The sequence below is a fragment of the Massilia sp. PAMC28688 genome (assembly GCF_019443445.1).
In the GTDB taxonomy this organism is placed as follows: Bacteria; Pseudomonadota; Gammaproteobacteria; order Burkholderiales; family Burkholderiaceae_D; genus Telluria_A.
In genome coordinates, this window is record NZ_CP080378.1 from 2,037,628 (window position 1) to 2,062,379 (window position 24,752).

General features: G+C 62.6%; 20 protein-coding genes. 8 read left to right on the forward strand and 12 right to left on the reverse strand.

Annotated elements, in window-relative coordinates:
- Positions 1–64 precede the first annotated feature (64 nt).
- Together KY495_RS09175 and KY495_RS09180 are read left to right on the forward strand one after the other, a co-directional pair.
- Positions 65–1,126, forward strand: coding sequence for an LD-carboxypeptidase (locus tag KY495_RS09175; RefSeq protein ID WP_219883344.1), 1,062 nt, complete (start codon positions 65–67; stop codon positions 1,124–1,126).
- A 516-nt stretch (positions 1,127–1,642) separates the two neighbouring features.
- On the forward strand, positions 1,643–2,728 hold the full coding sequence (locus KY495_RS09180; RefSeq protein ID WP_219883345.1) for an endonuclease/exonuclease/phosphatase family protein: 1,086 nt from the start codon (positions 1,643–1,645) through the stop codon (positions 2,726–2,728).
- Between the two features lie 86 nt (positions 2,729–2,814).
- Here the strand turns inward: KY495_RS09180 and KY495_RS09185 are convergent, their stop codons facing one another.
- A complete protein-coding gene (locus KY495_RS09185; protein WP_219884180.1) occupies positions 2,815–3,474 on the reverse strand; it encodes a hypothetical protein in 660 nt (219 codons plus the stop codon).
- 670 nt (positions 3,475–4,144) lie between these two features.
- Here KY495_RS09185 and KY495_RS09190 point away from each other — a divergent pair.
- Positions 4,145–6,655, forward strand: a complete 2,511-nt coding sequence (locus KY495_RS09190) for a M4 family metallopeptidase (RefSeq protein WP_219883346.1) — start codon at positions 4,145–4,147, stop codon at positions 6,653–6,655.
- A 105-nt stretch (positions 6,656–6,760) separates the two neighbouring features.
- On the opposite strand, the gene KY495_RS09195 is transcribed toward KY495_RS09190, so the two are convergent.
- The 7 genes from KY495_RS09195 to KY495_RS09225 form a co-directional block, all read right to left on the reverse strand.
- Positions 6,761–7,300, reverse strand: a complete 540-nt coding sequence (locus tag KY495_RS09195) for a GNAT family N-acetyltransferase (protein WP_219883347.1) — start codon at positions 7,298–7,300, stop codon at positions 6,761–6,763.
- Between the two features lie 8 nt (positions 7,301–7,308).
- On the reverse strand, positions 7,309–8,436 hold the full coding sequence (locus KY495_RS09200; protein ID WP_219883348.1) for an acyl-CoA dehydrogenase family protein: 1,128 nt from the start codon (positions 8,434–8,436) through the stop codon (positions 7,309–7,311).
- 19 nt (positions 8,437–8,455) lie between these two features.
- Positions 8,456–9,103 carry an SDR family oxidoreductase gene (locus tag KY495_RS09205; RefSeq protein ID WP_219883349.1) on the reverse strand — a complete coding sequence of 216 codons (648 nt, stop codon included), beginning with the start codon at positions 9,101–9,103 and terminating at the stop codon, positions 8,456–8,458.
- Positions 9,103–10,302, reverse strand: coding sequence for an acetyl-CoA C-acyltransferase (locus tag KY495_RS09210; protein ID WP_219883350.1), 1,200 nt, complete (start codon positions 10,300–10,302; stop codon positions 9,103–9,105). The genes KY495_RS09205 and KY495_RS09210 overlap by 1 nt, the downstream gene beginning before the upstream one ends.
- Positions 10,295–12,133 carry a bifunctional isocitrate dehydrogenase kinase/phosphatase gene (gene aceK / locus KY495_RS09215; protein WP_219883351.1) on the reverse strand — a complete coding sequence of 613 codons (1,839 nt, stop codon included), beginning with the start codon at positions 12,131–12,133 and terminating at the stop codon, positions 10,295–10,297. Before aceK ends, KY495_RS09210 begins: the two co-directional genes overlap by 8 nt.
- A gap of 120 nt (positions 12,134–12,253) precedes the next feature.
- Positions 12,254–13,438: an isovaleryl-CoA dehydrogenase gene (locus KY495_RS09220; RefSeq protein ID WP_219883352.1), complete on the reverse strand. Its 1,185-nt coding sequence runs from the start codon at positions 13,436–13,438 to the stop codon at positions 12,254–12,256.
- Positions 13,439–13,520: 82 nt separating this feature from the next.
- Positions 13,521–13,940, reverse strand: coding sequence for a MerR family DNA-binding transcriptional regulator (locus tag KY495_RS09225; RefSeq protein WP_219883353.1), 420 nt, complete (start codon positions 13,938–13,940; stop codon positions 13,521–13,523).
- Between the two features lie 143 nt (positions 13,941–14,083).
- Here KY495_RS09225 and KY495_RS09230 point away from each other — a divergent pair, with 143 nt between their 5' ends.
- From KY495_RS09230 to KY495_RS09240, 3 genes are all read left to right on the forward strand, one after another.
- Positions 14,084–15,136 (forward strand): MBL fold metallo-hydrolase, encoded by a 1,053-nt coding sequence (locus KY495_RS09230; RefSeq protein WP_219883354.1) that lies wholly within the window; start codon positions 14,084–14,086, stop codon positions 15,134–15,136.
- Between the two features lie 236 nt (positions 15,137–15,372).
- Positions 15,373–15,780, forward strand: a complete 408-nt coding sequence (locus tag KY495_RS09235) for a hypothetical protein (protein WP_219884181.1) — start codon at positions 15,373–15,375, stop codon at positions 15,778–15,780.
- A 293-nt stretch (positions 15,781–16,073) separates the two neighbouring features.
- Positions 16,074–16,244 carry a hypothetical protein gene (locus KY495_RS09240; protein WP_167086010.1) on the forward strand — a complete coding sequence of 57 codons (171 nt, stop codon included), beginning with the start codon at positions 16,074–16,076 and terminating at the stop codon, positions 16,242–16,244.
- A gap of 70 nt (positions 16,245–16,314) precedes the next feature.
- On the opposite strand, the gene KY495_RS09245 is transcribed toward KY495_RS09240, so the two are convergent.
- The 4 genes from KY495_RS09245 to KY495_RS09260 all read right to left on the reverse strand — a co-directional run bounded on the left by KY495_RS09245 (position 16,315) and on the right by KY495_RS09260 (position 20,109).
- Entirely contained in the window at positions 16,315–16,914 is a 600-nt protein-coding gene (locus KY495_RS09245) for a UbiX family flavin prenyltransferase (RefSeq protein ID WP_219883355.1), read from the reverse strand.
- Positions 16,907–17,218: a Grx4 family monothiol glutaredoxin gene (gene grxD / locus KY495_RS09250; protein ID WP_219883356.1), complete on the reverse strand. Its 312-nt coding sequence runs from the start codon at positions 17,216–17,218 to the stop codon at positions 16,907–16,909. The genes KY495_RS09245 and grxD overlap by 8 nt, the downstream gene beginning before the upstream one ends.
- A gap of 90 nt (positions 17,219–17,308) precedes the next feature.
- Entirely contained in the window at positions 17,309–17,767 is a 459-nt protein-coding gene (locus KY495_RS09255) for a GNAT family N-acetyltransferase (RefSeq protein ID WP_219883357.1), read from the reverse strand.
- On the reverse strand, positions 17,767–20,109 hold the full coding sequence (locus KY495_RS09260; RefSeq protein WP_219883358.1) for a Tex family protein: 2,343 nt from the start codon (positions 20,107–20,109) through the stop codon (positions 17,767–17,769). The genes KY495_RS09255 and KY495_RS09260 overlap by 1 nt, the downstream gene beginning before the upstream one ends.
- Before the next feature lie 232 nt (positions 20,110–20,341).
- On the opposite strand from KY495_RS09260, the gene KY495_RS09265 reads away from it, so the two are divergent.
- Together KY495_RS09265 and KY495_RS09270 are read left to right on the forward strand one after the other, a co-directional pair.
- Positions 20,342–23,452 carry a DEAD/DEAH box helicase gene (locus KY495_RS09265; protein WP_219884182.1) on the forward strand — a complete coding sequence of 1,037 codons (3,111 nt, stop codon included), beginning with the start codon at positions 20,342–20,344 and terminating at the stop codon, positions 23,450–23,452.
- 91 nt (positions 23,453–23,543) lie between these two features.
- On the forward strand, positions 23,544–24,701 hold the full coding sequence (locus KY495_RS09270) for a PAS domain-containing sensor histidine kinase (RefSeq protein ID WP_219883359.1): 1,158 nt from the start codon (positions 23,544–23,546) through the stop codon (positions 24,699–24,701).
- Positions 24,702–24,752: the final 51 nt, after the last annotated feature.

The window sequence follows — 24,752 nt, forward strand, 5'->3', positions numbered from 1 at the left end:
ATGCTATAGTCGGGCCGTGGCCGGCAGGTGCCGGCTGCGGTAGCAGCGTGTATCCGGGTTCGTTATGTCCAGCAGCGAGAAAATCAGCCGGCGCAGCTTCGCCGCCCTGGCCGCCCTGTCGGCCGTGTTGCCGGCGGCTGCGCATACGCCGACGCGCGCCAGCGTCATGAAGCATCGCCTGATCAAGCCACCGCGCCTGCGCTTTGGCGACACCATCGGCCTGATTGCGCCGGGTGGATACACCGACGACGAAGCCATTGCGCGCGCGGTGACCAAGATCGAGCAGCTGGGATTTCGGGTGCGGCTGGGCGAGCACCTGCGCGAGGTGTACGGCAATTACGCGGGATCGGTGGGGCAGCGGCTGGCTGATTTGCACGGCATGTTTGCAGATTCCGAGGTCAAGGCCCTGTGGTGCATCCGGGGCGGGTCGGGCTGCATCTCGCTGCTCTCGTCGATCGACTACCGGCTGCTGCGGGCCAATCCCAAGATCCTGATCGGCTACTCCGACATCACCGCCCTGCACCTGGCGATCTACCGGCACGCGGGCTTGGTGACTTTCCATGGGCCGGTGGCGGGGTCGGGGATGTCGGTGTACTCGAATGGGCACATGCTCAATGTGCTCATGGATCCGCAGGCCGAGTACACCATCCGGATGGCGCCTGAGAACGCCGAGCGTGCGCTGGCCGAGCCGCACTTCGGCATCCGCACGGCGGTGCATGGGCAAGCCAGCGGACGGCTAATCGGCGGCAACTTGAGCATGGTAGCGGCGCTGGCGGGCACCCCCTATGCGGCCGATTTTCGCAAACGCTTGCTGTTTCTCGAAGAAGTCAACGAAGCGCCGTACCGGATTGAACGCTGGCTGACGCAGCTCGACCTGGCGGTTGGGCTGGAGCAGGCGGCGGGCGTCATGATCGGCATTTGCGACAACTGTGTGCCCGATGAAGGCGAGCATTCGCTGACGCTGCACGAAACGCTGGATATGCACCTGAAGCGGTTGTCGACGGCGGCGGTGTCTGGCTACTCGTTCGGCCACATCCGGCATCAATTCACACTTCCCATTGGCATCAACGCCCGTCTCGACACGTTGCGCCAAACCGTCACCCTGCTCGAAGCGGCGGTCAGCTGACGCACTGCTACGCCCGCAAACAATTTCCCACAGGCGGGGTCAGACCACTTAAACGCACCAAAATCAATTTCCTACAGGCGGGGTCAGACCACTTAAACGGGCAAAAATCAATTGTTTTGCTACCATCGAGGGCGAATTCATTGCCACGTCGACATGAGCGGACGGCAAAAATGAGGCGAAAACAATTGTTTCTGATTGGCGAGGTGTCGATACGTAACTGGACGCTACGGCATCAGACCTTGTTGCCACTTTTTTGTTGACGTCATGCACTGCCTTAAGGCCAATCGATTTGCGCCGGAAACTGTTGCTCTTACCGCGTTTAAGTGGTCTGACCCTGGTGTTAGGAAATTGATTTTTGCATGTTTAAGTGGTCTGACCCTGGTGGGGGGAAATTTTTTGGAGGAATTTTTGTCTTGCGCACGGAAGCTAACAGAGCGGTTCCGCAAAAACGTCCATACTGGCGTGACTTCCCTCCGCGTATGAGGTATTTGAACAGCTGATTCGAACGGTCCTGCCATGTCCTTTGCCATCCTTGCCACCTGTGTCGCCTTTATCCTCGTTTCAACGCTGGTGCCATTGTCACGACGCACCGAGTGGATCATCCGGGACCTCGACTTCCCGCGCCTGCAGCTGGCGGTCCTGGCCCTGGCCCTGCTGGTGGCGCAATTCGTCCTGCTCGACATGCGCGAGATCGGCGCCAAGATCATGGTCGTCATCACCGTGACTTGCCTGCTGTATCAGGGATGGTGGATTTTTCCGTACACCCGCATCTATCCGAGCGAGGTCAAGGCGGCCGTCAATACCGATACCGCCGAGTCGATCCGTATCCTCACCGCCAATGTCCTCACCACCAATCACAATGCCCAGGGCTTGATTGACCTGATCCATGAGTACAAGCCCGATGTGTTCGTGACGCTGGAAACCGATGCATGGTGGCAGCGGCAGCTCGATATTCTCGAGGACGACTATCCGCATGCGATGAAGTGCCCGCTCGATAACCTCTACGGCATGCATGTGTACTCGCGGCTACCCTTGCACGATGGCGCCATTCAATTTCTCGTGGAACGGGATATTCCCTCCATGCACGCGATGGTCGAGTTGCCGTCCGGCCGCAAGGTGCGCATGCATTTCCTCCACCCCGCCCCGCCCAGTCCCACCGAGCACGCTGAATCCACCGAGCGCGACGCGGAACTGTTGATCGTGGCCAAGAGTGTCAAGGGCCTGGACACGCCCGTCATCGTGGCAGGCGACTTGAACGATGTCGCATGGTCGACCACCACGCGCCTGTTCCGCAAGATCAGCGGCCTGCTCGATCCCCGCATTGGCCGCGGCATGTTCAATACGTTTCACGCCGATCATTGGTTCTTGCGCTGGCCGCTAGACCATTTTTTCCACAGCAAGCATTTCACGCTGACATCCTTGCATCGCTTGCCCAAATTCGGTTCCGATCATTTTCCCGTCTTCATTGAACTGACTTATGACCAGGCCCGCGGGGCAGTTCAGCATGGCTTGCAGGCCGATGCCGATGACAAGCAGCTGGCCGAGGAAAAGATCGCCGCCGAACCGGTGAGCGAGGACGACGTCCACGAGCCGCAAGCCTGAGCAGGGCCGGCAGCGCTGCAACACGGCCGGCGGCCCCTTGCGGACCGGCAGGCACCGGCCAGCCGCGCAGCAAGACGCCTGCGACCCTAGTGCGACACTGCCTGCGACAGGATGGCGTAGGCCGGTCCCGTCTGCGGCTGCTCCAGCAGCACGGTCAGCTCGGTGAAGGTGCACATCATGGTCACCACGCTGATCTTGTTCCACGCCAGCTTTTTCAGTACCGAGTGATATACCCCGGGGGTCTTGAGCGTTTCGGGATTGAGGCGCAGGGTCAGGGCGGTCAGGTTGTCGACCCGCACCAGGTGGCGCTCGTTGGCAAAGGCCGACTCCACCACATGCAGCAGCGGCCGGCTGCATACCACCAGCATTTCATGCACCCCGCGCGTGACCGACACGAACCGGTCGGGATGGCGCTCGGCCAGCGCCAGCAGCTTGCGCTGGCATTCATTGCTGTTGTCCGACAGGCGGTAGGTGACCAGGGTCAGTTCGGTGCGCGTGGTCAGTTCGCCCATGCGCGGCGCCAGCATGATGGGCTTGGCTTCGCCCTGCTGGGGCAAACGCTCGGACAGGCGGCGCAGCGCCATGACGACGGCGGCCTGGCCCACGGGCTTCCATAAATCCGATTCAAGCTGCGGCCTCAGCTGGCGCGCAAGCTCCGACAGGTTGATCAGTCCGAGCGACATCCCCTCGGTCAGAAATGCCGACTCGGAGACAATTTGCTCGACTTTGGTGGCGATCGAAAGCATGTCTTTCACGTCCTCTTTGAAAAGGCGCGGGTGGTTCGTGCTAATGGCAGGCGGCGGCGGGCGCCGACGTCACCGTCGAATGAACGCGCGGGCTTACTTGGGCTGGAGATGCGTGCGCCGGCGAACCGGGCAGCGGGCCAGTTCAAATGTGAGGGGGGCGTACCGAGGGCGAGGGTGGACCGGAAGCGCGGCCGAAGGCCAGGAGCGAAGATGACGTCATGTTTTTCCCGTTTAACTTTAGTGCGCTTGACGGAGATGGCCGCTGGCGCTTTTTTATCGATAGCCACCTGCGTCGATAACGCGGTAACTTGACTTTAGTGTAATCCTCTTCTTGAGAAAAACGCAATCGAATTGATGGGGCAAATCTAACGAATTGTTTCATTTCTGCACGCGCGTCCGTCTGCCGCACACGCGGGAAATAAGGGAAGTTGAGCTCTGTCAACAAAACATTCTACGGAAAATTGCATTTTGACCCGTGAAGTTACCAAAAAAAATGTCCAGAACTGAACAAAACTGCCTGTCTCGACTCAAATCCAAATTTTATTGACAGGCATTGGCCTGGGAGAATAGTGTCAAATCCCCGCGTGCTATCGCCAGCGATTCGTCTGCGGGGCCAGCCACGGTCATGTGGCACCCATACCAACAACAACGATTATCAATTGGAGAAATAATGAACTTTCAAAAGACTTTGCTTGCCGCATCGATCGCTGTGCTCCCCCTTTTCATGGCCGGCCAGGCGCTTGCTACCGGCCCGCTGATGGCGCCACCGAGCGCCATGGCATCGGCGCAGGAAGTCGCCTCGATCGTGGCCAAGCTGGCGGCCACGCGCAGCGCCAAGGGCCTGGACCAGAATCATGGCTTTGCCGTGAGCACCCAGCATCCCGGGGTGGCAGGCACCAAGATCACGCGCGCGGCCCACACCTTCAAGGGCGTGCGCGTGTTCAAGTCCGATTCGGTCGTGGTGACCGACATGGCCGGCGAGATCATTTCCGAGTCGTCGTCCGACCGCCGTGCCAACCTGGGCAGGGGTTCTGCCAACACCCTGGCCGGCACTGCCGACTTTGACGTCACGCCCGCCATTACGGCCGACGCTGCCATCAATACGGTCTTGCGCAAGGTGGCACCGAATGCCACCCACGCCACCCCGCCCAGCGCCGAATTGATCATCTACCCGATCATCGAGGACAAGCGCGCACCGGGCGCCGAGGACAAGGCCGAAGCCGAACTCAACGCAGTGGACGTGGTGGAAACCGTCACCGGCTACGAGCTCGCTTACCTGGTCCAGACCCGCATGGACAGCGCTGGCAAGGCCATTTATCACGACACCATTGTCAGCGCCAAGACCGGCAAGATCCTCAAGCAGTGGAATGCCCTGCAGACCGTCATCGGCAGCGGCAAGAGCCAGTACAACGGCACCGTTCCCCTGTCGACGACGGCCGTGTCGGGCGGCTTCCAGATGAAGGACCCGCTGCGCGGCACCGGCGGCGCCTTTGGCAACATGGCCATCACCAACGCCAACCACACCACCAGCGCGGGCGCGGTCTATACCGACGCCGACAACGTGTGGGGCGATGGCTTGCAGTACATCGCGGGCGGCAGCACCACCAATGCCAACGGCCAGACCGCGGCCGTGAATGCCATGTGGGGCTTGATGAACACCTACGACACGCTCAAGAACGTGCTGGGCTGGCAGTCGCTCGACGGCCGCAATACGGCCACCCACATCGCCGTGCACGTCAATAACAATTACGACAATGCGTACTACAGCTCCGGCTGCAAGTGCATGTTCATCGGCGACGGCGGCAGCGCCTTTACCAACCTCGGTTCGATTGACGTGATCGGCCACGAAATGGGCCACGGCGTGACCGACGCCACGTCCGGGCTGATCTACAGTGGCGAGTCGGGCGGCCTGAACGAATCGCATTCGGACATCATGGGCGAGATGGTGGAAGCCTACGCCCGCGCCGGCGGCACCGGCGCCACCATCCCCAACAGCGGCAATGACTGGATGACCGGCAAGGAAATTGCCAAGAGCGGCAATCCGCTGCGCTACCTCTACAAGCCAAGCCTGGACAACCGCAGCCCGGACGCCTGGTACAGCGGCATCTCCAACATTGACGTCCACCTGTCGAGCGGCCCCAACAACCGCATGTTCTACTTCCTGTCGCAAGGTTCCAACGCCACCTCGTCCTCGCCTTACTACAGCCAGTACCTGACCCAGACCCCGCGCAACATGACCGGCATCGGCAGCGACAAGGCGTTCCGCATCTGGTTCAAGGCCCTGACCACCAAGTTCACCGCCTCGACTAATTACGCCAATGCGCGCAACCTGGTGATTCAGTCGGCCACCGAACTGTATGGCGCCAGCAGCCCGGAAGTGACGGCCGTCAAGCGCGCCTACGCGGCGATCAACGTGGGTGCCGACGTGCCCGAGAGCACCGATCCGGACGCGCTCAGCATCACGTCGCAGCCGCAGAGCCGCACGGTGGCAGTGGGCGCCAGCGCCACCTTCTCCGTCACCGCTGCCGGCGGCGCCGGTGGCTATACCTACCAGTGGCTGCGCAACGGCAGCGCCATCAGCGGCGCCACTTCGTCCAGCTATACCCTGACGGCGGCCGCCGGCGACAATGGCGCCCAGTTCTCGGTACGGGTAGGCGATACGTCAGGCGCCACGGTCACCAGCTCGGCTGCGACGCTGACGGTGGGTACCGGTGCCAGCGAAAAGATCGTCAACGGCGGCTTTGAATCGGGCACCTCGCCATGGACCGGCACCACCGGCCTGATCGGCACGTTCTCGGGCCAGACCGCGTTCGAGGGTTCGCGTTATGCCTGGTTTGGCGGCAATGGCAGGTCTACCACGGAAAACCTGGGCCAGTCGGTCACGATTCCGTCGACTGCCACCAGCGCCGACCTGACCTTCGCCATGCATATCGACACCGCTGAAACCACCTCCAGCACGGCCTACGACCGCCTGGTGGTGACGGTGAAGAGCTCGACCGGTTCGACGCTGGGCACCCTGGCCACGTACAGCAACCTGAACAAGGCTGCCGGCTACCAGACCCGTTCGTTCTCGCTGCTGGCGTACAAGGGCAAGACCGTGACGCTGCATTTCGCCCTCACGGAAGACTCGTCCCTGCAGACTTCCTTCGTGGTCGACAAGGTGAGCCTGCAAGTGCAATAAATCCCGCAAGTCCAGGGCAAGGGAAAGCGCGCCCTGATGTGACAGCCCCGGCTCGCGCCGGGGCTTTTTTTTTACGGATGCGGAAGAAAGGGGCCTTGACTGGCGCTAACCGATCCGGCGCGTCATGATGGTGTAGGCGAGCGAGTCGCCATCGATGCGGAACATGTCGTCGATTTCACCGATCTGGTGAAAGCCGCATTTTTTATAGAGGCCGATGGCCGCTTCGTTAATCGACATCACGTCCAGGTCAACCCACGCGAAGCCCTGTTCCTGTGCCCAGCGCACCGCCACGTCAATGAGCTGTTCGCCCAGGCCCTGGCGCCGGTGGCTGCGTTGCACGCCCATGCCCAGCAGGCAGCGGTGGGCCGCCACTTTTTCAGGCCGCGCACGCAGGTCGATATGGCCGGCGATGCTGCCATCGCTTGCGTACGCCACCCAGGGGCGGCGCCAGCCCGGCTGGCCGACTGCCACCAGCATGCCATTGCGGATGCTGGCCTGCTTCTCGGGCGGGAAGCCGGCCTGGCTGCGCGGGATCGGCATGAACAGTGCCGTGCCGTCCTGGCCGTTGTCGAGCAGGTGGTCGTTCAGGTAGGTAAACAGCACCGGCAGATCGGCTTTCAGGGCCGGGCGAATCGTGAACGGCATCGGTAGTCCTACAGCGCCCGCGCGATGAGGATTTTCTGGATGTCGCTGGTGCCTTCGTAAATCTGGCACACGCGCACGTCGCGGTAGATGCGCTCGACCGGGAAGTCGCTCACGTAGCCATAGCCGCCGTGCACCTGGATCGCGTCCGAGCACACGCGCTCGGCCATCTCTGAGGCAAACAGCTTGGCCATGGCGGCCTCTTTCAGGCATGGCAGGCCGGCATCCTTCATCGATGCCGCATGCAGGATCAGCTGGCGCGCCGCTTCGATTTGCGTGGCCATGTCGGCCAGCCGGAACTGTACCGCCTGGTGTTCGTAGATGGGCTTGCCGAAGCTTTCGCGGTCCTTGGCATAAGCAAGGGCGGCCTCGAATGCGGCGCGCGCCATGCCCACCGCCTGCGAGGCGATGCCGATCCGGCCACCCTCTAAGCCTGACAGGGCGATCTTGTAGCCCTGACCCTCGGCACCGATCAGATTGTCGGCCGGGATGCGGCAATTCTCGAACAGGATCTGCGCCGTGTCCGACGAGTGCTGGCCCATCTTCTGCTCCAGCCCTGCCACGATGTAGCCGGGCGTGGACGTGGGCACCCAGAAGGCGCTGATGCCCTTCTTGCCGGCCGCCTTGTCCGTGACGGCCAACACAATGGCCACGTCGGCGTATTTGCCGCTGGTGATGAACTGCTTGGTGCCATTGATGACGTAATGGTCGCCGTCACGGGTGGCGGTGGTGCGCAGGGCCGAGGCGTCGCTGCCGGTATGCGGCTCGGTCAGGGCAAAGGCGCCCAGCATCTCGCCCTGGGCCAGGGGGCGCAGCCATTGCTCCTTCTGGGCGTCGCTGGCATACATCATGGCGATGCTGCACACCGGGCAGTTGTTGACCGAGATGACGGTGGAGGTGCCGCCGTCGCCGGCAGCGATTTCTTCGAGCACCAGCGCCAGCGACACGTAGTCCATGCCGGCGCCGCCCAGTTCTTCGGGCACCGCCACGCCAAACGCGCCCAGCGCGGCCAGCTCCTTGAGCTCCGCGGCGGGGAAGTGGTGTTCCTTGTCCCAGCGCGCGGCCTGGGGCGCCAGGCGCTCCTGGGCAAAGGCGCGCACGGCGTCGCGGATCATCTGGTGTTCTTCGGTCAGTATCATAGGTCGGCTTGTCAGTGGCTTACCAGGGAATTGGCGTGCCGTCGTAATTGAGGAAACTGCTGTCGTAGTCGGGCGTGATGCGCTCCATGGTGGCGCGCAGGCCGGCCACGGCCACCTCCACGTCCAGCTGCGCGCCTGCGCCGCCCATGTCGGTCTTGACCCAGCCCGGATGCAGTGCCACGCAGGTGGCCTGCGAGGACAGCGCCGTGTCAACCAGCACCGAATTGAGCGCGGCCTTGCTGGCGCGGTACAGCGTGGCGTTGGCGGCGCTGCGTTCGCCGATCGAACCCATGGCCGAAGAGAGCACGCCCACCTTGTCGGCCAGCGGCGCGAGCATGGGCAGGATGCGCATGGCCGCCAGCACGTTGGTGTGCATCACTGCGTCAAATTCTTCCTGCGTGGGTGGCCCGTCATGGCGCGGGCCGAACATGCCGGCGTTGAGGAAGGCCACATCGAGCGACTCCTGCGCCAGGCTGGTGCCGAGCGCTTCGATCGCGTCAAGTTCCGTCACATCGACCTGGAACGCTTGGGCGCCCATGGCGGTGAGGCTGTCGCAATCCTCGCTGCGGCGGGCCGTGGCCAGCACGCGCCAGCCGTCATGCAGGTACTGGCGCGCCAGTTCCAGGCCAATGCCGCGCGAGGCGCCGATGATGAGCGCAGTGCGCATCACATCATCTCGATGGCCATGGCGGTGGCTTCGCCGCCGCCAATGCACAGCGAGGCCACGCCGCGCTTGCCGCCGGTCTTTTTCAGCGCGCCCAGCAGGGTGACGATGATGCGCGCACCGGAGGCGCCAATCGGGTGGCCCAGGGCGCAGGCGCCGCCATGGATATTGACCTTCTCGTGCGCGATGCCCAGGTCGTGCATGGCAGCCATCGGCACCACGGCAAAGGCTTCGTTAATCTCGAACAGGTCCACGTCCGACGGCGTCCAGCCGGTTTTGGCGAACAGCTTTTTCATGGCGTCCACCGGGGCGGTGGTGAACAGGTTCGGCTCCTGGGCAAAGGTAGCGTGGCCGACAATCTTCGCCAGTGGTGCCAGGCCCAGTTCCTTCGCCTTGGATTCGCGCATCAGCACCAGCGCGGCGGCGCCGTCGTTGATGGACGAGGACGAGGCCGCGGTGATGGTGCCATCTTTCTTGAAGGCGGCGCGCAGGGTCGGGATCTTGTCCAGCTTGGCCTTGAGTGGGCCTTCGTCGCGGCTGATGACGGTGTCGCCTGCGCGGCCGCTGACGGTCACCGGGGCGATTTCCCAGTCAAACGAGCCATCGGCGGCGGCGGCCTGCGCGCGCTTGACCGAGTTGATGGCAAAGTTGTCCTGCGCTTCACGCGTGAATGCGTACTTGGCGGCGCACTCTTCGCCGAAGGTGCCCATCGAGCGGCCTTCACCCGTCTTTTCATTGCGCGAGTAGGCGTCTTCCAGGCCGTCGTACATCATGTGGTCGAACATCATGCCGTGGCCGATGCGCTGGCCGCCGCGCGCCTTGGGCAGCAGATAGGGTGCATTGGTCATCGATTCCATGCCGCCTGCCACCACCACGTCGGCGCTGCCGGCGGCGATGGTGTCATGCGCGAAGATGGTGGCCTGCATGGCGGCGCCGCACATCTTTGACAGCGTCACGGCACCGGCCGACAGTGGCAGGCCGCCCTTGATGGCAGCCTGGCGTGCCGGGGCCTGGCCCTGGCCGGCCATCAGGCAGTTGCCCATGTAGACGTGTTCGACCAGCTTGGGGTCGAGGCCGGCCCGCTCGACGGCGGCGGCAATGGCCACGCCGCCCAGGTCGTTGGCGGACTTGGTGCTGAAGTCGCCCTGGAAGCCGCCCATGGGGGTGCGCGCTGCGCCGACGATAACGACAGGATCATTCATTGTTCATGTTCTCCAGATAAGGTGGCAGGTTCGGCGGCGCACTGGCCGCCGGGGTGGTTGGGGATGTCTGGTGGCTGAAACGCACCTGCTGCGGATAGGGAAAGACATCTTCGATATGGCCGGCCAGGATGCGCTCCTTGCGCGACTGCCAGAAGTCGCGCGTGAGCAGGTCGGCGTGGTGCTGCAGAAAATACTTGCGGATCTTCGCGTTGCCGAGCAAGAAGCGCCCGAACTGCTCCGGGAACACGTCGTGCTTGCCGATGGTGTACCACGGCTCGGCCGACATTTCTTCTTCCTCGTTGCGTGGCTCGGGGATGTTGCGGAAGTTGCAGTCGGTGATGTATTCGATCTCGTCGTAATCGTAGAACACCACCCGGCCATGGCGGGTGACGCCGAAGTTCTTGTACAGCATGTCGCCCGGGAAGATATTGGCGGCCACCAGTTCCTTGATGGCGTTGCCGTATTCCAGGATGCCATGCTCGATCAGCGCGTCGTTGCCGGCCTGCTCGGCATTGGCCAGGAACATATTGAGCGGCACCATGCGCCGTTCAATGTACAGGTGGCGGATGATGATGCGGTCTTCCTCGAATTCCACCAGCGAGGGCGCGTGATGCATGAGCTCGGCAATGAGCGCTTCGGAAAAGCGCGCCACCGGAAAGGCGACCATGGAGTACTCGAGCGTGTCGGCCATGCGGCCCACGCGGTCGTGGTTCTTTACCAGCAGGTACTTTTCCTTGATCTGGGCGCGCGTGGTTTCCTTGGGTGCCGGATAGAAATCCTTGATCACCTTGAACACGTAGGGAAACGAGGGCAGGGCAAACACCAGCATCACGAGGCCGCGGATACCGGGGGCAATATCGAACAGGTCGGACGTATGCTTGAGATGCTGCAGGTAGTCGCGGTAAAACAGCGTCTTGCCCTGCTTTTGCAGGCCGAGGATGGTGTAGATCTCGCTGCGCGGCTTGCGCGGCAGCAGGGTACGCAGAAATTGCACGTAGGCCGAGGGCACTTCCATGTCCACCAGAAAATAGGCGCGGGTGAACGAAAACAGGATCGTGATCTGTTCGTGGTCGAACAGCACGGTATCGAGCACGAGCTGGCCGTGGCGGTTGTGCAGGATGGGCACGACAAACGGGAATTCACGGTTGCCATTGATGCCCTTGCCGACGATGTAGGCGCCCTTGTTGCGGAAAAACAGGCTCGAGAGCACCTGGATCTGGTGGTTCGGCTCCAGCTGCTGCTGGCCAAAGCTTTCCTTCAGGCGCGCTTCAACCTGGGCGATATCGCGGTCCAGGTTGGCAAACGGGCAGTTCAGCTGGAAATTGGTGACGATGCGCTTGAGCGCAAAGCGCAGGCCATCCTGGGCCGGGTAATACACGCGGTACGTGGGCAGCAGTTCTTCGGTTTCGATGTATTCGGTGGACGCGACCGGCCGCACGAAGATATATTCGTTGTGGAAGTAATTGCGGTGCAGGATGTTGCAGCACACGGAATTGAAGAAGGTTTCGGCCAGTTCCGGCTGCTTGTGGTCGGACAGCATGCCGATGTAGTGCAGCTTCAGTTCGCGCCATACTTCATCGCTCAGCTCGCTGTTATCGTATTCGTCTTCCAGGATTTGCACGCATTCCTGCACGCGCTGGTCGTAAAAGCCGATCCGCTCGCGCGCCGCCTGCTGGGCCACGGCCCAGGCGCCCGTTTCAAAGTGGCGCTTGGCGGTCTGGCTGGTCTGGCGGAACAGGCGGTAGTGCTTGTCAAAGCCGTCCAGGATCGTGCGCGCGATATCGAACGCAATCTGGGAAGACAGCAGTTTGGGGAACGCGACTTGAGTCATCGGCTTTTACTCATCGGCTTCTGCAATAGAGGAGGCTGGAAAAGCTATTCTATAAGATGGGATGAGCCGGCGTTCAGGACGGTGGAAAACGGCCTTGCAGCCACCTCCACCAAGAGCCCTTTACTTGGTTTCGGCAAACAGTTCACGGCCGATCAGCATGCGCCGGATTTCACTGGTGCCGGCGCCGATTTCATACAGCTTGGCATCGCGCCACAGGCGGCCGACCGGGTATTCATTGATGTAGCCATTGCCGCCCAGGGTCTGGATGGCTTCGCCGGCCATCCAGGTGGCTTTCTCGGCCGAATACAAGATGGCGCCGGCCGCATCCTTGCGCAGGTTGCGGATCGCTTCCGGCGAGGTGGCGCGGTCGCAAGCCTGGCCCACGGCGTACACATACGCCTTGCACGCCATCATGGTCGAGTACATATCGGCCAGCTTGCCCTGCATGAGCTGGAATTCGCCGATCGGCTGGCCGAACTGCTTGCGGTCGTGCACGTAGGGAACCACGGCGTCCATGCAGGCCGCCATGATGCCGAGCGGGCCGCCGGAGAGCACGGTGCGCTCGAAGTCCAGGCCCGACATGAGGACATTGACGCCCTTGCCCAGGCCGCCGAGCACGTTTTCGGCCGGCACTTCGCAATCTTCAAACACCAGTTCACCCGTGTGCGAGCCGCGCATGCCCAGCTTGTCGAGCTTTTGCGCGATCGAAAAGCCCTTGAAGCCTTTTTCGATGAGGAAGGCGGTCATGCCGCGCGGGCCCGCTTCCAGGTCATTCTTGGCGTACACCACCAGCACATCGGCGTCCGGACCGTTGGTGATCCACATCTTGGTGCCGTTCAAGACCCAGCGGTCACCCTTGAAATCGGCGCGCAGCTTCATGCTGACCACGTCGGAACCGGCGTTCGGCTCGGACATGGCCAGCGCGCCCACGTGTTCGCCGGAAATGAGCTTGGGCAGGTATTTGCGCTTTTGCTCTTCGCTGCCATTGCGCTTGATCTGGTTGACGCACAGATTCGAGTGAGCGCCGTAGGACAGGCCAACCGATGCGGAGGCACGCGAAATCTCTTCCATGGCAATAATATGGGCCAGGTAGCCCATCTGGGCGCCGCCATATTCTTCGTCGACCGTGATGCCGAGCACGCCGAGATCGCCCATCTTGCGCCACAGGTCCATCGGGAACTGGTCGCTGCGGTCGATTTCCGCCGCGCGCGGGGCGATTTCGGCCGCAGCGAACTGCTGCACGGTCTCGCGCAGGGCGGCGATGTCTTCGCCGTGGTCAAAGGTCAGGCCTGGGAGTTGCAGCATGTGGTCCTCGCGGAAATCAAGAAGGGGAAGCGTTCATCATACCGGTGTTTGACGTTAACGTAAACGTCAAGGCGCGCCGGATTCAGCCTGCTTGCTCGCCGGAGACGGTGTCGCCCCGGGCCGCGCTGTCGGCCAGCATGCGGCGGCATTCCTCTTCGTGCGCCGCGATTTCAGCCAGCGCCATGGCAATGTCCTCGCGCTGCTGCTCGAGCGTGGCGCGCTGGGTCGCCAGGACCCCGAGAAAGCGGTGCATCTGGGCCACGGTGTCCTTGGGCGACTCGTACATGTCCACGATACTCTTGATTTCCGACAGGGTGAGCCCGAGCCGCTTGCCGCGCAGGGTGAGCTTGAGGCGGGTGCGGTCGCGCGCCGTATACACCCGGTTGCGCCCGCCCACGCCTTCGCGCGTGGGGCTGAGCAAGCCCTGGTCTTCGTAAAAACGGATGGCGCGGGCGGTAATATCGAATTCGCGCGCCAGTTCAGCGATGGTATAAGTACGCATGGGCAGCATGTGTTGTTCAGGGGCCGTGCAGAGGCGGTTGCAAAGAGCCGGGCCGCTTTCGCTTAGAATGGCGCGGTTGGCTTCCGTTTACGTCAACGTCAAGCACATTGTAGCGCGCCCTGCCGTCCGACCGGAGAATTGCTTTGAACCATCTTGAATCCCAGCTTGTCTATCCTTTCGGCGACACCGTTCCTTTGCCGGGGACGATCCACGCGCTGGCACCGGGCCTGTGCTGGTTGCGCATGCCGTTGCCATTTGCACTCGACCACATCAATCTGTGGCTGCTGCAAGACCAGCAGGCAGGTGTGGCGGGATGGAGTGCAATCGATTGCGGCGTGGCCAATGATGCCACCCGGGCCGCGTGGGGACAAGTGTTTGGTCAGCTGCAGGGCCAGGGCTTGCTGCGGGTGCTGGCCACCCACTGCCATCCCGATCACGTGGGCCTGTCTGAATGGCTGTGCAGCAAGTTCGATGCGCCATTCTGGGCCACCACGGGCGAATACGGTTTCGCGCGCATGATGTCGGCCGCGCTGCCAGGGGTGGACGGCGTGGCTGCCATTCCCCATTTCGAGCGCCACGGGCTGGTCGATCCGGCCCTGCGCGAGAAAATGGGCGAACGGCGCAATTATTATCCTTCCCTGGTGCCGGCGGTACCGCTGTCGTATACCCGCCTGCGTGATGGCGATGTCATCCCTGTTGGTGCGCATCGCTGGCGGGTGATCACCGGCTGGGGCCACTCGCCGGAACACGCCTCTTTCTACAGTGAAGAACTGGGCATGCTGATTTCGGGCGACATGGTGTTGCCGCGCATCTCCACCAATGTATCCGTATTTGCCGTGGAGCCGGAAGGCAATCCCCTGCAGCTATACCTGGACTCGCTGGCCAAGTTCAAGGACTTGCCCGCGGACACCCTGGTGCTGCCATCGCACGGCAAGCCGTTCCGGGGCCTGCACACCCGCATTGCCCAGCTGCGCGACCACCACAGCGCACGTCTGGCGGAAGTGCTGCAGGCATGCCAGCAGCCCAGGAGCGCGGTCGATATCGTGCCCATCATGTTCCGGCGTCCGCTGGACACCCATCAGCTCAGCTTTGCCCTGGGCGAAGCGCTGGCCCACCTGCACAAGCTGTGGGCCGACGGCTTGCTGCAACGCACCCGTGATGACGATGGCATCTTCCGCTTCCACACCATTTCCTGAAGTTTCTTACGAACGCGGGAACTTGACCCCCGTTTGATACTCAAAGTCAGGGTTATCAATGCGGGAAGGTTTTATCGTGCACCGTCCTGATTCCGGCATGTCATATTGAAAAAAACCGCTGTGCAATGTAGATCGCCTTGCCGGTCCAATTGTTACATGCAATATGCATTTTGTCACGATTGGTCTCAACATGGAAGAGACTGACTTTCATGACGTTGCGTGAAATAGTGCCACCCATGAATTCATCTAACGAACGGGAAAGCTTCAGTGAACGCTTGCAGCAGGCACTGAAGAACGCCCATTACTCACCTGACAGTCCCACCCGTTTGGCCCGGGAATTTAACATTCGCTTCGACGGACGGCCAATTACCGTGCATGCAGCCCGTAAATGGCTGGTGGGCGAAGCCATTCCCACACAAGAGAAGCTGCGCATGATTGCCCAATGGCTGGGCGTTCCTGCCGAATGGCTGCGCTTTGGCGGCGATGAAAGCGCGGCGCCGAGCGGCGATTCAAACAGCGCCTTATCCCGCTTTGAATCGGCCGATGTGAAATTAATCGCTGATTTGCAGCGGTTGGATGAGCACCATCGTCAAATTGCGCGCGAATTCATTCGCATGCTGGTACGGATTAACTACCAAAAGTAGTATTTTGTTTGCCTGATGCAGTCTGAACGCCCCAACCCCGCGTTTCCCGCCTCAACAAATTAATACGCTTCACCGTATTGTCGTGCGAGTCCGATTCGCACCATCGAGTACCTTCCACCGCGCCGCGCCTCATGACACCTTGATCGTTGACTGCCTGTGCATTCGTTACGGATGATTCCGCACGGCAATTTGACGAATGTGCAGCACAAAATCCGAATAGTGGATCATAATCGCTGAAGCAAGTGCAGTCTTGTCATTTTGATATATAGCACAGCCGAGGACGCCAACGCCTTATGAAAAGCAACTACAGCAACACCGCGCAACTCAAGGACCTGATGACCGTTCCGCCCATGACGGCTGCCCAGCACGCTGAAGTCATGCGCAAACGTATCCAGCACCGTCGGATGGTAGAAGAAGCAAAAGAGTTGAAGAAGGCCGATAGCTGGCAGTTCGACAAGCGATAATCCGCAACAACGGCCGCAGCAGCGCGGCCGCAAGCGCTGTGGGCCCGTCACTGCGGGCCGGACTGGGCCCTTACACCGGCTCCGGTGGGACGCCCTTCATGCCGGCCCAGCGCGGTGCCAGCGTGTGCTCCACCCCGAACAGGTCGATCACGCGGCTCACCGTGTGGTCCACCATCTCTTCGATGCTGGCCGGATTGTGATAAAAGCTGGGCAGCGGAGGAAACACCACACCCCCCATTTCCGTGACCGCCGTCATATTGCGCAGGTGCGCCAGATTGAACGGCGTTTCGCGCACCATCAGCACCAGGCGGCGGCGTTCCTTGAGCACCACGTCGGCGGCGCGCGCGATGAGATTGTCGGACATGCCAAGGGCTACCGAGGCCAGTGTCTTCATGGAGCAGGGGGCAATGACCATGCCGTCGGACTGGAAGGAGCCGCTGGCGATGGCGGCGCCGATGTCGCGGTTCTTGTGCACCACATGGGCGATTGCCTCGACGTCGCGCCGGGCCAGGCCCACTTCCTGGTGCAGAGTCAGGGCCGCGGCATCGGAAACCACCAGGTGGGTCTCGATGCCGGGCGTCGCCGACAAGTGCTGCAGCAGCCGCACGCCATACACGGCGCCCGTGGCGCCGGTGATGGCGACAATCAGCCGCCGCGGCCTGTCAGCCATCGATCAGGGCTTTGAGCTCGCCGGAGGCGTGCATTTCATTCATGATGTCGGAACCGCCAATGAATTCACCCTTGATGTACAGCTGCGGGATGGTGGGCCAGTTGGAGTAATCCTTGATCCCCTGGCGCACTTCCGGGTCTTCCAGCACGTTGACGGTGGCGATATTTTGCACGCCGCATTCCTTCAGGATCTGGATGGCACGGCCGGAAAAGCCGCACTGCGGAAACTGGGCCGTGCCCTTCATGAACAGGACCACGGGTGTCGAGGATACGGTTTCTTTGATCCAGCTTTGTACGTCGCTCATGGCTTGCCTTTGTATTGAATGGGAATAGATGGCGCCATTTTATAAGAAAACGCCGCCGCCGGTATGTGCCGGGTGCCGGCAGGGGCTTGCCTAGCGCGCGCCGGGAATGCGCTTTTCAAAGCAGGCCGCCTCGGGACGGCCCCGATACTGGCCATAGTTGGCAATCCGGGTATAGCCATGGCGCGCGTAGAATGCCATGGCACGGGTATTGACGCAGCGTGTCTCGAGCCACAGGCGCGAGTAGCCCAGGGCGTGCGCGGTGTGTTCCAGGTAGGCCAGCAGGGCCGCGCCCGCGCCGCCTGAACCGGGGCGCGCGTACATGCGCTTGATTTCGCCGATGTCCCCTGTCAGCTGCCGCAGCGCGCCGCAACCGAGCGCCCGGCCGTCATCATCCCGGGCCAGGGCGAAGGCCGCGCCCGGCCCACGCACATCGTCCGGCGCAAAGGAGGCCGCGCCGCTGCTGCCGGTGATGGCTTCCAGCGCCGCCGACAGTTCGGCCAGCAGCAGCTGCGCGTCCGGGTGATCCGGGTCGCAGGCGCCCACCTTCATCAGCCACGCAGCTTGGCAAAGGCGGCCGCCATCGAGCCGCCCACCGGTGCCGCCGGCTTGTTCTGGTGCTGCGCGAGGCTGCGCCGGTCATTGCGGTCGCCACGCTGCTCGGGCTTCGATCCTGGCTGCGGCGCGCTGTCCGTCAGGCGCATGGTGAGCGCGATGCGCTTTCTCTTTTCATCGACTTCCAGCACCTTCACCCGCACCACCTGGCCGGCCTTGACCACCGTGTGCGGGTCCTTGACGAAGGTGTTCGACAGCGCCGAGATGTGCACCAGGCCATCCTGGTGCACGCCGATATCGACGAATGCGCCAAAGGCGGCCACGTTGGTCACCACGCCCTCCAGGATCATGTCCGGACGCAGGTCGCGGATCTCTTCCACCCCTTCCTTGAAGGTGGCGGTGGTGAACTCCGGCCGCGGGTCGCGGCCCGGCTTTTCCAGCTCCTTGAGGATGTCGGTAATGGTGGGCACGCCAAACTTGTCATCGGCGTAGCGCGCCGGGTTGAGCGTCTTGAGCAGGGCCGTGTCGCCGATGACCGCCTTCATCTCCTTTTTGATATCGGCCAGGATCTTTTGGACGAGCGGGTACGATTCCGGGTGCACCGCCGACGCGTCCAGCGGATTGTCGCCGCCCATCACGCGCAGGAAGCCGGCGGCCTGCTCGAATGTCTTCTCGCCCAGGCGCGGCACGGCCTTGAGGGCGGCGCGCGAGGCAAAGGCGCCCTTCTGGTCGCGGTAGCTGACGATGCTCTGCGCCACCGCCGACGACAGCCCGGAAACGCGCGCCAGCAGCGGGGCCGATGCCGTGTTCACGTCCACGCCCACGGCATTGACGCAGTCTTCGACCACCGCGTCGAGCGAGCGCGCCAGCTGGGTTTGCGACACGTCGTGCTGGTACTGGCCCACCCCGATCGACTTCGGATCGATCTTCACCAGTTCGGCCAAAGGATCTTGCAGGCGGCGCGCGATCGATACCGCGCCGCGCAGCGACACGTCCATGTCGGGTAGCTCGCGCGAGGCGAATTCGGAGGCCGAATAGACCGAGGCGCCGGCTTCCGACACCACGATCTTGGTCATCTTCAGCTCCGGACGCTGCCGGATCAGGTCCTGCGCCAGCTTGTCCGTTTCGCGCGAGGCGGTGCCATTGCCGATCGAGATCAGCGAGACATTGTGCCTGGCCGCCAGCGCGCCCAGCACGTGAAGCGAGCCGTCCCAGTCGTTCTTTGGCTGGTGCGGGTAGATCACGGCCGTGTCGACCACCTTGCCGGTAGCGTCCACCACGGCCACCTTGACGCCGGTGCGCAGGCCCGGGTCCAGGCCCATGGTGGCGCGCTGGCCGGCGGGCGCGGCCAACAGCAGCGCCTTGAGGTTGAGCGCAAATACATTGATGGCATCGAGTTCGGCGCGCTCGCGCAGCGCGCCCATGAGTTCTGTCTCGAGGTGCATGAAGCTTTTCACGCGCCAGGTCCAGCGCGCCGTGTCGGTGAGCCACTTGTCGGCCGGGCGGCCCGCGCTCTTGATGCCGAAGCGCGCCGCGATGCGGCTCTCGCACGGGTTGTGGGGCGCATCCCACTTGGGCTTTTCTTCTTCCGTATCGAGCCGCAGCGTCACGTCCAGGATGCCTTCGCGCCGCCCGCGCATGAGCGCCAGCGCGCGGTGCGAGGGCACGGTGGACAGGCTTTCCGAATAATCGAAGTAGTCGGCAAACTTTTCCCCTTCTTCCTGCTTGCCTTCCACCACTTTCGATGCGACCACGCCGTGCTCCTGCACGTATTCGCGCAGCGCCTGCAGCAGCGTGGCGTCTTCGGCGAAGCGCTCCATCAGAATCTGGCGCGCGCCGTCCAGCGCCGCCTTGGTGTCGGCCACACCGGGATTGTTGCCATCCGGGCTGGTGAAGGCCTCGCGCAGGTAGTTGGCAGCTTCCTCCTCCGGGTGTTTGGTGGGGTCGGCCAGCAGGCCGTCGGCCAGCGGTGCCAGGCCCGCTTCGATGGCGATCTGGGCCTTGGTGCGGCGCTTTTGCTTGTACGGCAGGTACAGGTCTTCCAGCCGGGTCTTGTCTTCGGCGTGAGTGATGGTGTCAAGCAACTCCGGCGTCATCTTGTTTTGTTCCGTGATCGAGGCAACGATGGCGGCGCGCCGGTCTTCCAGTTCGCGCAGGTAGCGCAGGCGCTCTTCCAGCAGGCGCAGCTGGATGTCGTCCAGGCCGCCGGTGGCTTCCTTGCGGTAACGGGCAATGAAGGGGACGGTCGCACCTTCGTCGAGCAGGGCGATGGCGGCGGCAACCTGCACCGGCTTGGCAGCCAGTTCCAGGGCAAGACGTTGTTCAATAGTGGGCAGCATGGGGGACATCCTTGTCAATCAAGTGCGGAATGATACGCAATCGCTGCGATTGTGCCAGTCTTGACAGTGCCAGGCCTGTGTGCAAGACCTTTCCGGCTATTTCCGTATTGATACAAATCAAGGCTTATGGCGGGCTCTACGTGCGTACAAGAACAGAACACAAAATGGCCTTTGTCGGATAATATCGAGTGTTATCGTTTTCGATACTGCCCCGACAAAACTAATGCACACGATGGATTTAACGCGCGACGGCGCCCGTGAAGTGACCCCTGCAACGCCTGCGGCGCCGCATGCTCCCCATGCGCCCGCGCTGCCTGCACCCATTGCCAGCTGGCTACAACGGGTCGAGGCCGCCGCCCATCCCCAGCCCAAGCTGGAGATGGAACTGAAGGATCCAAAAGTTGCTCAGTACAAATTTGTGTACGTGATGGCGCCCACCAGCGGCGGGCGCCACGTGGCCATTTGCCTGTGCAAGGCGCGCCTCAAGCCCAATGGCGAAGTGGCGGCGGCCAGCCCGGTGAGCGAAGTGTTCTCCCTGTTGTCAGCCCCGCCCGCGTATCTGGAAGGCGATGACGAAGACCTGGTGCGCTTTTTCATTGCCATGCGCAGCGGTTCCACGTCGCAAGGCAGCAGTGCCACCGAACCAAAGGGCAAGGTCGGCGCCATCTTGCTGGAAATGCTGCTGCAACAGGACAAGCTCCTGTGGGCCAATTCCTGGCCCGACATGTCCAACGGCCTGGTCTATCCCCTGCAGCAGGGCCCGGTGCGCCAGGCCAACCTGGTGTGGCGCGACGAGGGCCGCAGCGCGCGCCTGGGCTGGGCGGTGGAGGCGGCCGAGGGTGCCACCCATCCCGGTGCCGACCAGATCGACTACATGCTGCCCACCGACCCGCCGTGGTACATCGATAACCTGTCCTGTGGCGCCCTGGCGCTCAACCGCGGCGGCGTCGACATTTCACTGGCCGACCTGCAAGCCCTGGTGGCCCAGGCCCCGGCCCTGACCGGCAATGACAAGAAGCGGGTGTCGCAGCTGTTGCTGGCGCACGGCTTGCAGCAGCTTATGCCGCTGCCCCAGCCGCTCACCCAGCGCATGCGCGACGACGTCAAGCCGCGCCCCTATCTGCTGCTCGACAGTGTGAATTTGCCGGACGGCACCGGTCAGCGCTGGCATGACTACGCCGTGCTGTCCTTTGATTACGATGGCGAGCGGGTGTCCTTCGACCCGGCCCAGCGCGTGGTGCGCCAGGTGGGCGACGTGACGGAAATTATTGCCCGCGATGCGGCGGCCGAGGGGGCCGCGCTCGAGGAGCTCACCGAGCTGGGATTTCGCAAGCCGGCCACGGCCCCCCTCAACGGCCTGGCCGGTGCCCTGCAGCTGGAAAGCCAGGCCCACTGGCTGCGCTTTGCTGCCGGCGACCTGGACGGCCTGGGCACGCACGGCTGGCATGTTCAGAAATCGAACAAATACCGCTACGACGTGGTCGAAGTGGAAGACTGGTATGCCGACATCGACGAACCGGAAGAGGCGGGCAATGCCTGGTTCGAGCTGGAGCTGGGCATCGTGGTCGCGCACAAGCGCGTGCCGCTGCTGCCGGTGCTGGTGCAGCTGATCCGCAGCGCCCCGCTCGACTTCAATCCCGAGGTACTGGCCGCCCATGCCGACATTGACCAGATGCTGGCCACGCTTCCGGACGGGGTGCGCGTGGCCCTGCCCTGGGGGCGCCTGAAACCCATCCTCGGCACCCTGGGCGAGCTGTATTTCAGCGACAAGATCAAGGCCAGGGTGCGCCTGTCGACCCTGGATGCGGCGCGCCTGGAAGACCTGGCGCGCGGCACCGACTTGCGCTGGACCGGTGGCGAGCAGCTGCGCGAAACAGGGCGCAAGCTGTCCCTGTTCGGCTCGGTGCAGAAAGTGCCGGCCCCGGCCGGCCTGCAAGCGACACTGCGCGACTACCAGGCCGATGGCCTGGCCTGGATGCAGTTCCTGCGCGAGTATGACCTGGCCGGCATCCTGGCCGACGACATGGGCCTGGGCAAGACGGTGCAGACCCTGGCCCACATCCTGGTGGAAAAGGAAGCGGGCCGGCTGACCAGCCCGGCGCTGGTGATTGCCCCCACCAGCCTGATGACCAACTGGCAGGATGAAGCGGCGCGCTTTGCCCCGGGCTTGCGCGTGCTGCTGTTGCAGGGCAAGGAGCGGCTGGAACAGTTCGACAAGATCGATGAAGCCGACCTCGTGCTCACCACCTATGCCCTGCTGCCGCGCGACGAAGAAAAGCTGCGTGAACATGATTACCACCTGGTCATTCTGGATGAATCGCATTACATCAAGAACAACCGCTCCAAGGCAGCCCAGAGTGCGGGCTTGCTCAAGGCACGGCACCGCCTGTGCCTGACCGGCACGCCGCTGGAAAACCACCTGGGCGAATTGTGGTCGCAATTCCATTTCCTGCTGCCGGGCTTGCTGGGCGATGAAAAGACCTTCAACAGCCAGTTCCGCCACCCCATCGAGCGCCAGGACGATCCGCTGCGGCGCGCCTTGCTCAACCGCCGCATCAAGCCTTTCCTGCTGCGCCGGACCAAGGACAATGTAGCCAAGGAATTGCCACCCAAGACGGAAATGGTGCGCAAGGTGGAGCTCTCCGGTGGCCAGCGCGACCTGTACGAGACCGTGCGCCTGGCCATGGACAAGAAGGTTCGGGATGAGATCGACAAGAAAGGGGTGGCACGCAGCCAGATCGTGATCCTGGAGGCGCTCCTCAAGCTGCGCCAGGTGTGTTGCGATCCGCGCCTGGTCAAGGCTTTGCCCAAGAAAAAGGACAGCGGCTCGGCCAAGCTGATCGACCTGATGCAGATGGTGGACGACCTGCTGGAAGAGGGGCGCAAGATCCTCGTGTTTTCGCAATTTACCAGCATGCTGGCGCTGATCCAGGAAGAACTCGATGCCCGCGGCATCAACTATGCCCTGCTGACGGGCGACACCAAGGACCGCGCGGCCCAGGTGGCAGCGTTCCAGCAGGGCGCGGTGCCGATCTTCCTGATCAGCCTGAAAGCGGGCGGGGTGGGCCTGAACCTGACCGCGGCCGATACCGTGATCCACTACGATCCCTGGTGGAACCCGGCGGCCGAAAACCAGGCCACCGACCGCGCCTGGCGCATTGGCCAGGACAAGCCGGTGTTTGTCTACAAACTCATTGCCAAGGGCACCCTGGAAGAAAAAATCCAGCTGCTGCAGCAGAAAAAGTCGGACCTGGCGCAGTCCATCCTGGCCGAAGGCGAAGCCCACAAGATGGCGCTGACGCAAGAAGATTTGCAGTCCATCTTTGCCCCTCTTGATGAATAAGCAACTTAGATGCTAAAAAGTTAAACATTTAATCACCATTGGCAGTATACTAGTTGGCAATATTTTTGCCGATGGTATGAAAGGTAAGCCAATGAGTCGTAGTACCCGCGTCAACAGCCAGCCACGCCCGGGACGCGCCGGCAGTGATCTCGCGGAGCAGTTTCGCGCGATTGCGGAGATGCATGGTGACATTGCCTGGGTGCTCGACTGTTACACGGGCAAGGTCTTGTACCTGAGCCAGTCGGCCATTCCCATGGCGGGCTTTGATGTGCACGACATCGAGTCGCAATTGCTGGACCCGGATGCCGCCGGGCCGCTGGCGCCCCTGTGCGCCGGCCTGCAGGAGCGTCTGCGCCGCTTTTCCGGCGGCGACCTGTCGCGCAAGCGCCTGGTGCGCTGCCATGAGCTGCGTACGGCCGGGGGCCGGACCATTCCTGTCGAAGTGACCTCCACTATCATGACCGATGCCAGCGGCGCACCCGACACCCTGGTCGGCACCGTGCGTGACATGAGTGAAGTGCACGCCAGGATGGACCATCAGCGCCGCTTTACCAGCATGCTGAACCACGAATTTCGCACCCCGCTTTCGACCATTGATGGCGCCATACAGCGACTGGAAGTTACAGGCGCGGATGCCGATGACGCCACCCGCCAGCGCTACCGCAAGATCCAGGTGGCGGTCGACCGTTTGATCGCCATGATGGATGAATACCTGTCGCCGGAGCGCATGGCGGAGGTCGGCGCCGCGAGGCCTGCCGATTCCGTGTCGCCCGCCCTGCTGCTCGAAGAAGCGGCCGATCAGGTACGCGCCAGCGGGCGCGCCGTGGACCTGGAAATCGGCACATTGCCGCCGCGCATACGCTGCCAGCCCAATGGCTTGCGGGTCGCCGTCAAAGTGCTGGTCGACAATGCGCTCCAGTATTCACCGGGGGACAGCCCCATCAGTCTCGGGGCACGCCAGGCCGACGGCGGCATTACCCTGACCGTGCGCGACCGCGGCAATGGCGTGCCCCCGGCCGACCTCGCGCGCATTTTCGACAAGCGCTACCGGGGCAGCAATGCGGCCGGTTTCGGCTCCGGACTGGGACTGTACATGGCCCGCTCCGTCATCGATGTGTATGGCGGCACCGTATCCGTTCAAAATGTTGCGCCCAGGGGTGCTGAATTCCGTATTTGGTTGCCGACCGGCAGCGGAACGGGGAAATGTGTTGCGCCGAAAGTGATCAACAGTGATAATTCTCGTGAATAAAGTGCAAGGGTAGGCACGATTGTTCTCGAAAAATCACTTCGGGCTCCACGA

What these genes read in the sequence shown, in the direction of transcription:
- KY495_RS09270 (WP_219883359.1), top strand. Translation starts at nt 23,544, where the DNA reads ATGAGTCGTAGTACCCGCGTCAACAGCCAGCCACGCCCGGGACGCGCC.
- KY495_RS09245 (WP_219883355.1), bottom strand. Translation starts at nt 16,914, where the DNA reads ATGGCTGACAGGCCGCGGCGGCTGATTGTCGCCATCACCGGCGCCACG.
- grxD (WP_219883356.1), bottom strand. Translation starts at nt 17,218, where the DNA reads ATGAGCGACGTACAAAGCTGGATCAAAGAAACCGTATCCTCGACACCC.
- KY495_RS09210 (WP_219883350.1), bottom strand. Translation starts at nt 10,302, where the DNA reads ATGAATGATCCTGTCGTTATCGTCGGCGCAGCGCGCACCCCCATGGGC.
- KY495_RS09225 (WP_219883353.1), bottom strand. Translation starts at nt 13,940, where the DNA reads ATGCGTACTTATACCATCGCTGAACTGGCGCGCGAATTCGATATTACC.
- KY495_RS09185 (WP_219884180.1), bottom strand. Translation starts at nt 3,474, where the DNA reads ATGCTTTCGATCGCCACCAAAGTCGAGCAAATTGTCTCCGAGTCGGCA.
- KY495_RS09180 (WP_219883345.1), top strand. Translation starts at nt 1,643, where the DNA reads ATGTCCTTTGCCATCCTTGCCACCTGTGTCGCCTTTATCCTCGTTTCA.
- KY495_RS09175 (WP_219883344.1), top strand. Translation starts at nt 65, where the DNA reads ATGTCCAGCAGCGAGAAAATCAGCCGGCGCAGCTTCGCCGCCCTGGCC.
- KY495_RS09220 (WP_219883352.1), bottom strand. Translation starts at nt 13,438, where the DNA reads ATGCTGCAACTCCCAGGCCTGACCTTTGACCACGGCGAAGACATCGCC.
- KY495_RS09200 (WP_219883348.1), bottom strand. Translation starts at nt 8,436, where the DNA reads ATGATACTGACCGAAGAACACCAGATGATCCGCGACGCCGTGCGCGCC.
- KY495_RS09265 (WP_219884182.1), top strand. Translation starts at nt 20,342, where the DNA reads ATGGATTTAACGCGCGACGGCGCCCGTGAAGTGACCCCTGCAACGCCT.
- aceK (WP_219883351.1), bottom strand. Translation starts at nt 12,133, where the DNA reads ATGACTCAAGTCGCGTTCCCCAAACTGCTGTCTTCCCAGATTGCGTTC.
- KY495_RS09255 (WP_219883357.1), bottom strand. Translation starts at nt 17,767, where the DNA reads ATGAAGGTGGGCGCCTGCGACCCGGATCACCCGGACGCGCAGCTGCTG.
- KY495_RS09260 (WP_219883358.1), bottom strand. Translation starts at nt 20,109, where the DNA reads ATGCTGCCCACTATTGAACAACGTCTTGCCCTGGAACTGGCTGCCAAG.
- KY495_RS09195 (WP_219883347.1), bottom strand. Translation starts at nt 7,300, where the DNA reads ATGCCGTTCACGATTCGCCCGGCCCTGAAAGCCGATCTGCCGGTGCTG.
- KY495_RS09205 (WP_219883349.1), bottom strand. Translation starts at nt 9,103, where the DNA reads ATGCGCACTGCGCTCATCATCGGCGCCTCGCGCGGCATTGGCCTGGAA.
- KY495_RS09235 (WP_219884181.1), top strand. Translation starts at nt 15,373, where the DNA reads ATGAATTCATCTAACGAACGGGAAAGCTTCAGTGAACGCTTGCAGCAG.
- KY495_RS09190 (WP_219883346.1), top strand. Translation starts at nt 4,145, where the DNA reads ATGAACTTTCAAAAGACTTTGCTTGCCGCATCGATCGCTGTGCTCCCC.
- KY495_RS09240 (WP_167086010.1), top strand. Translation starts at nt 16,074, where the DNA reads ATGAAAAGCAACTACAGCAACACCGCGCAACTCAAGGACCTGATGACC.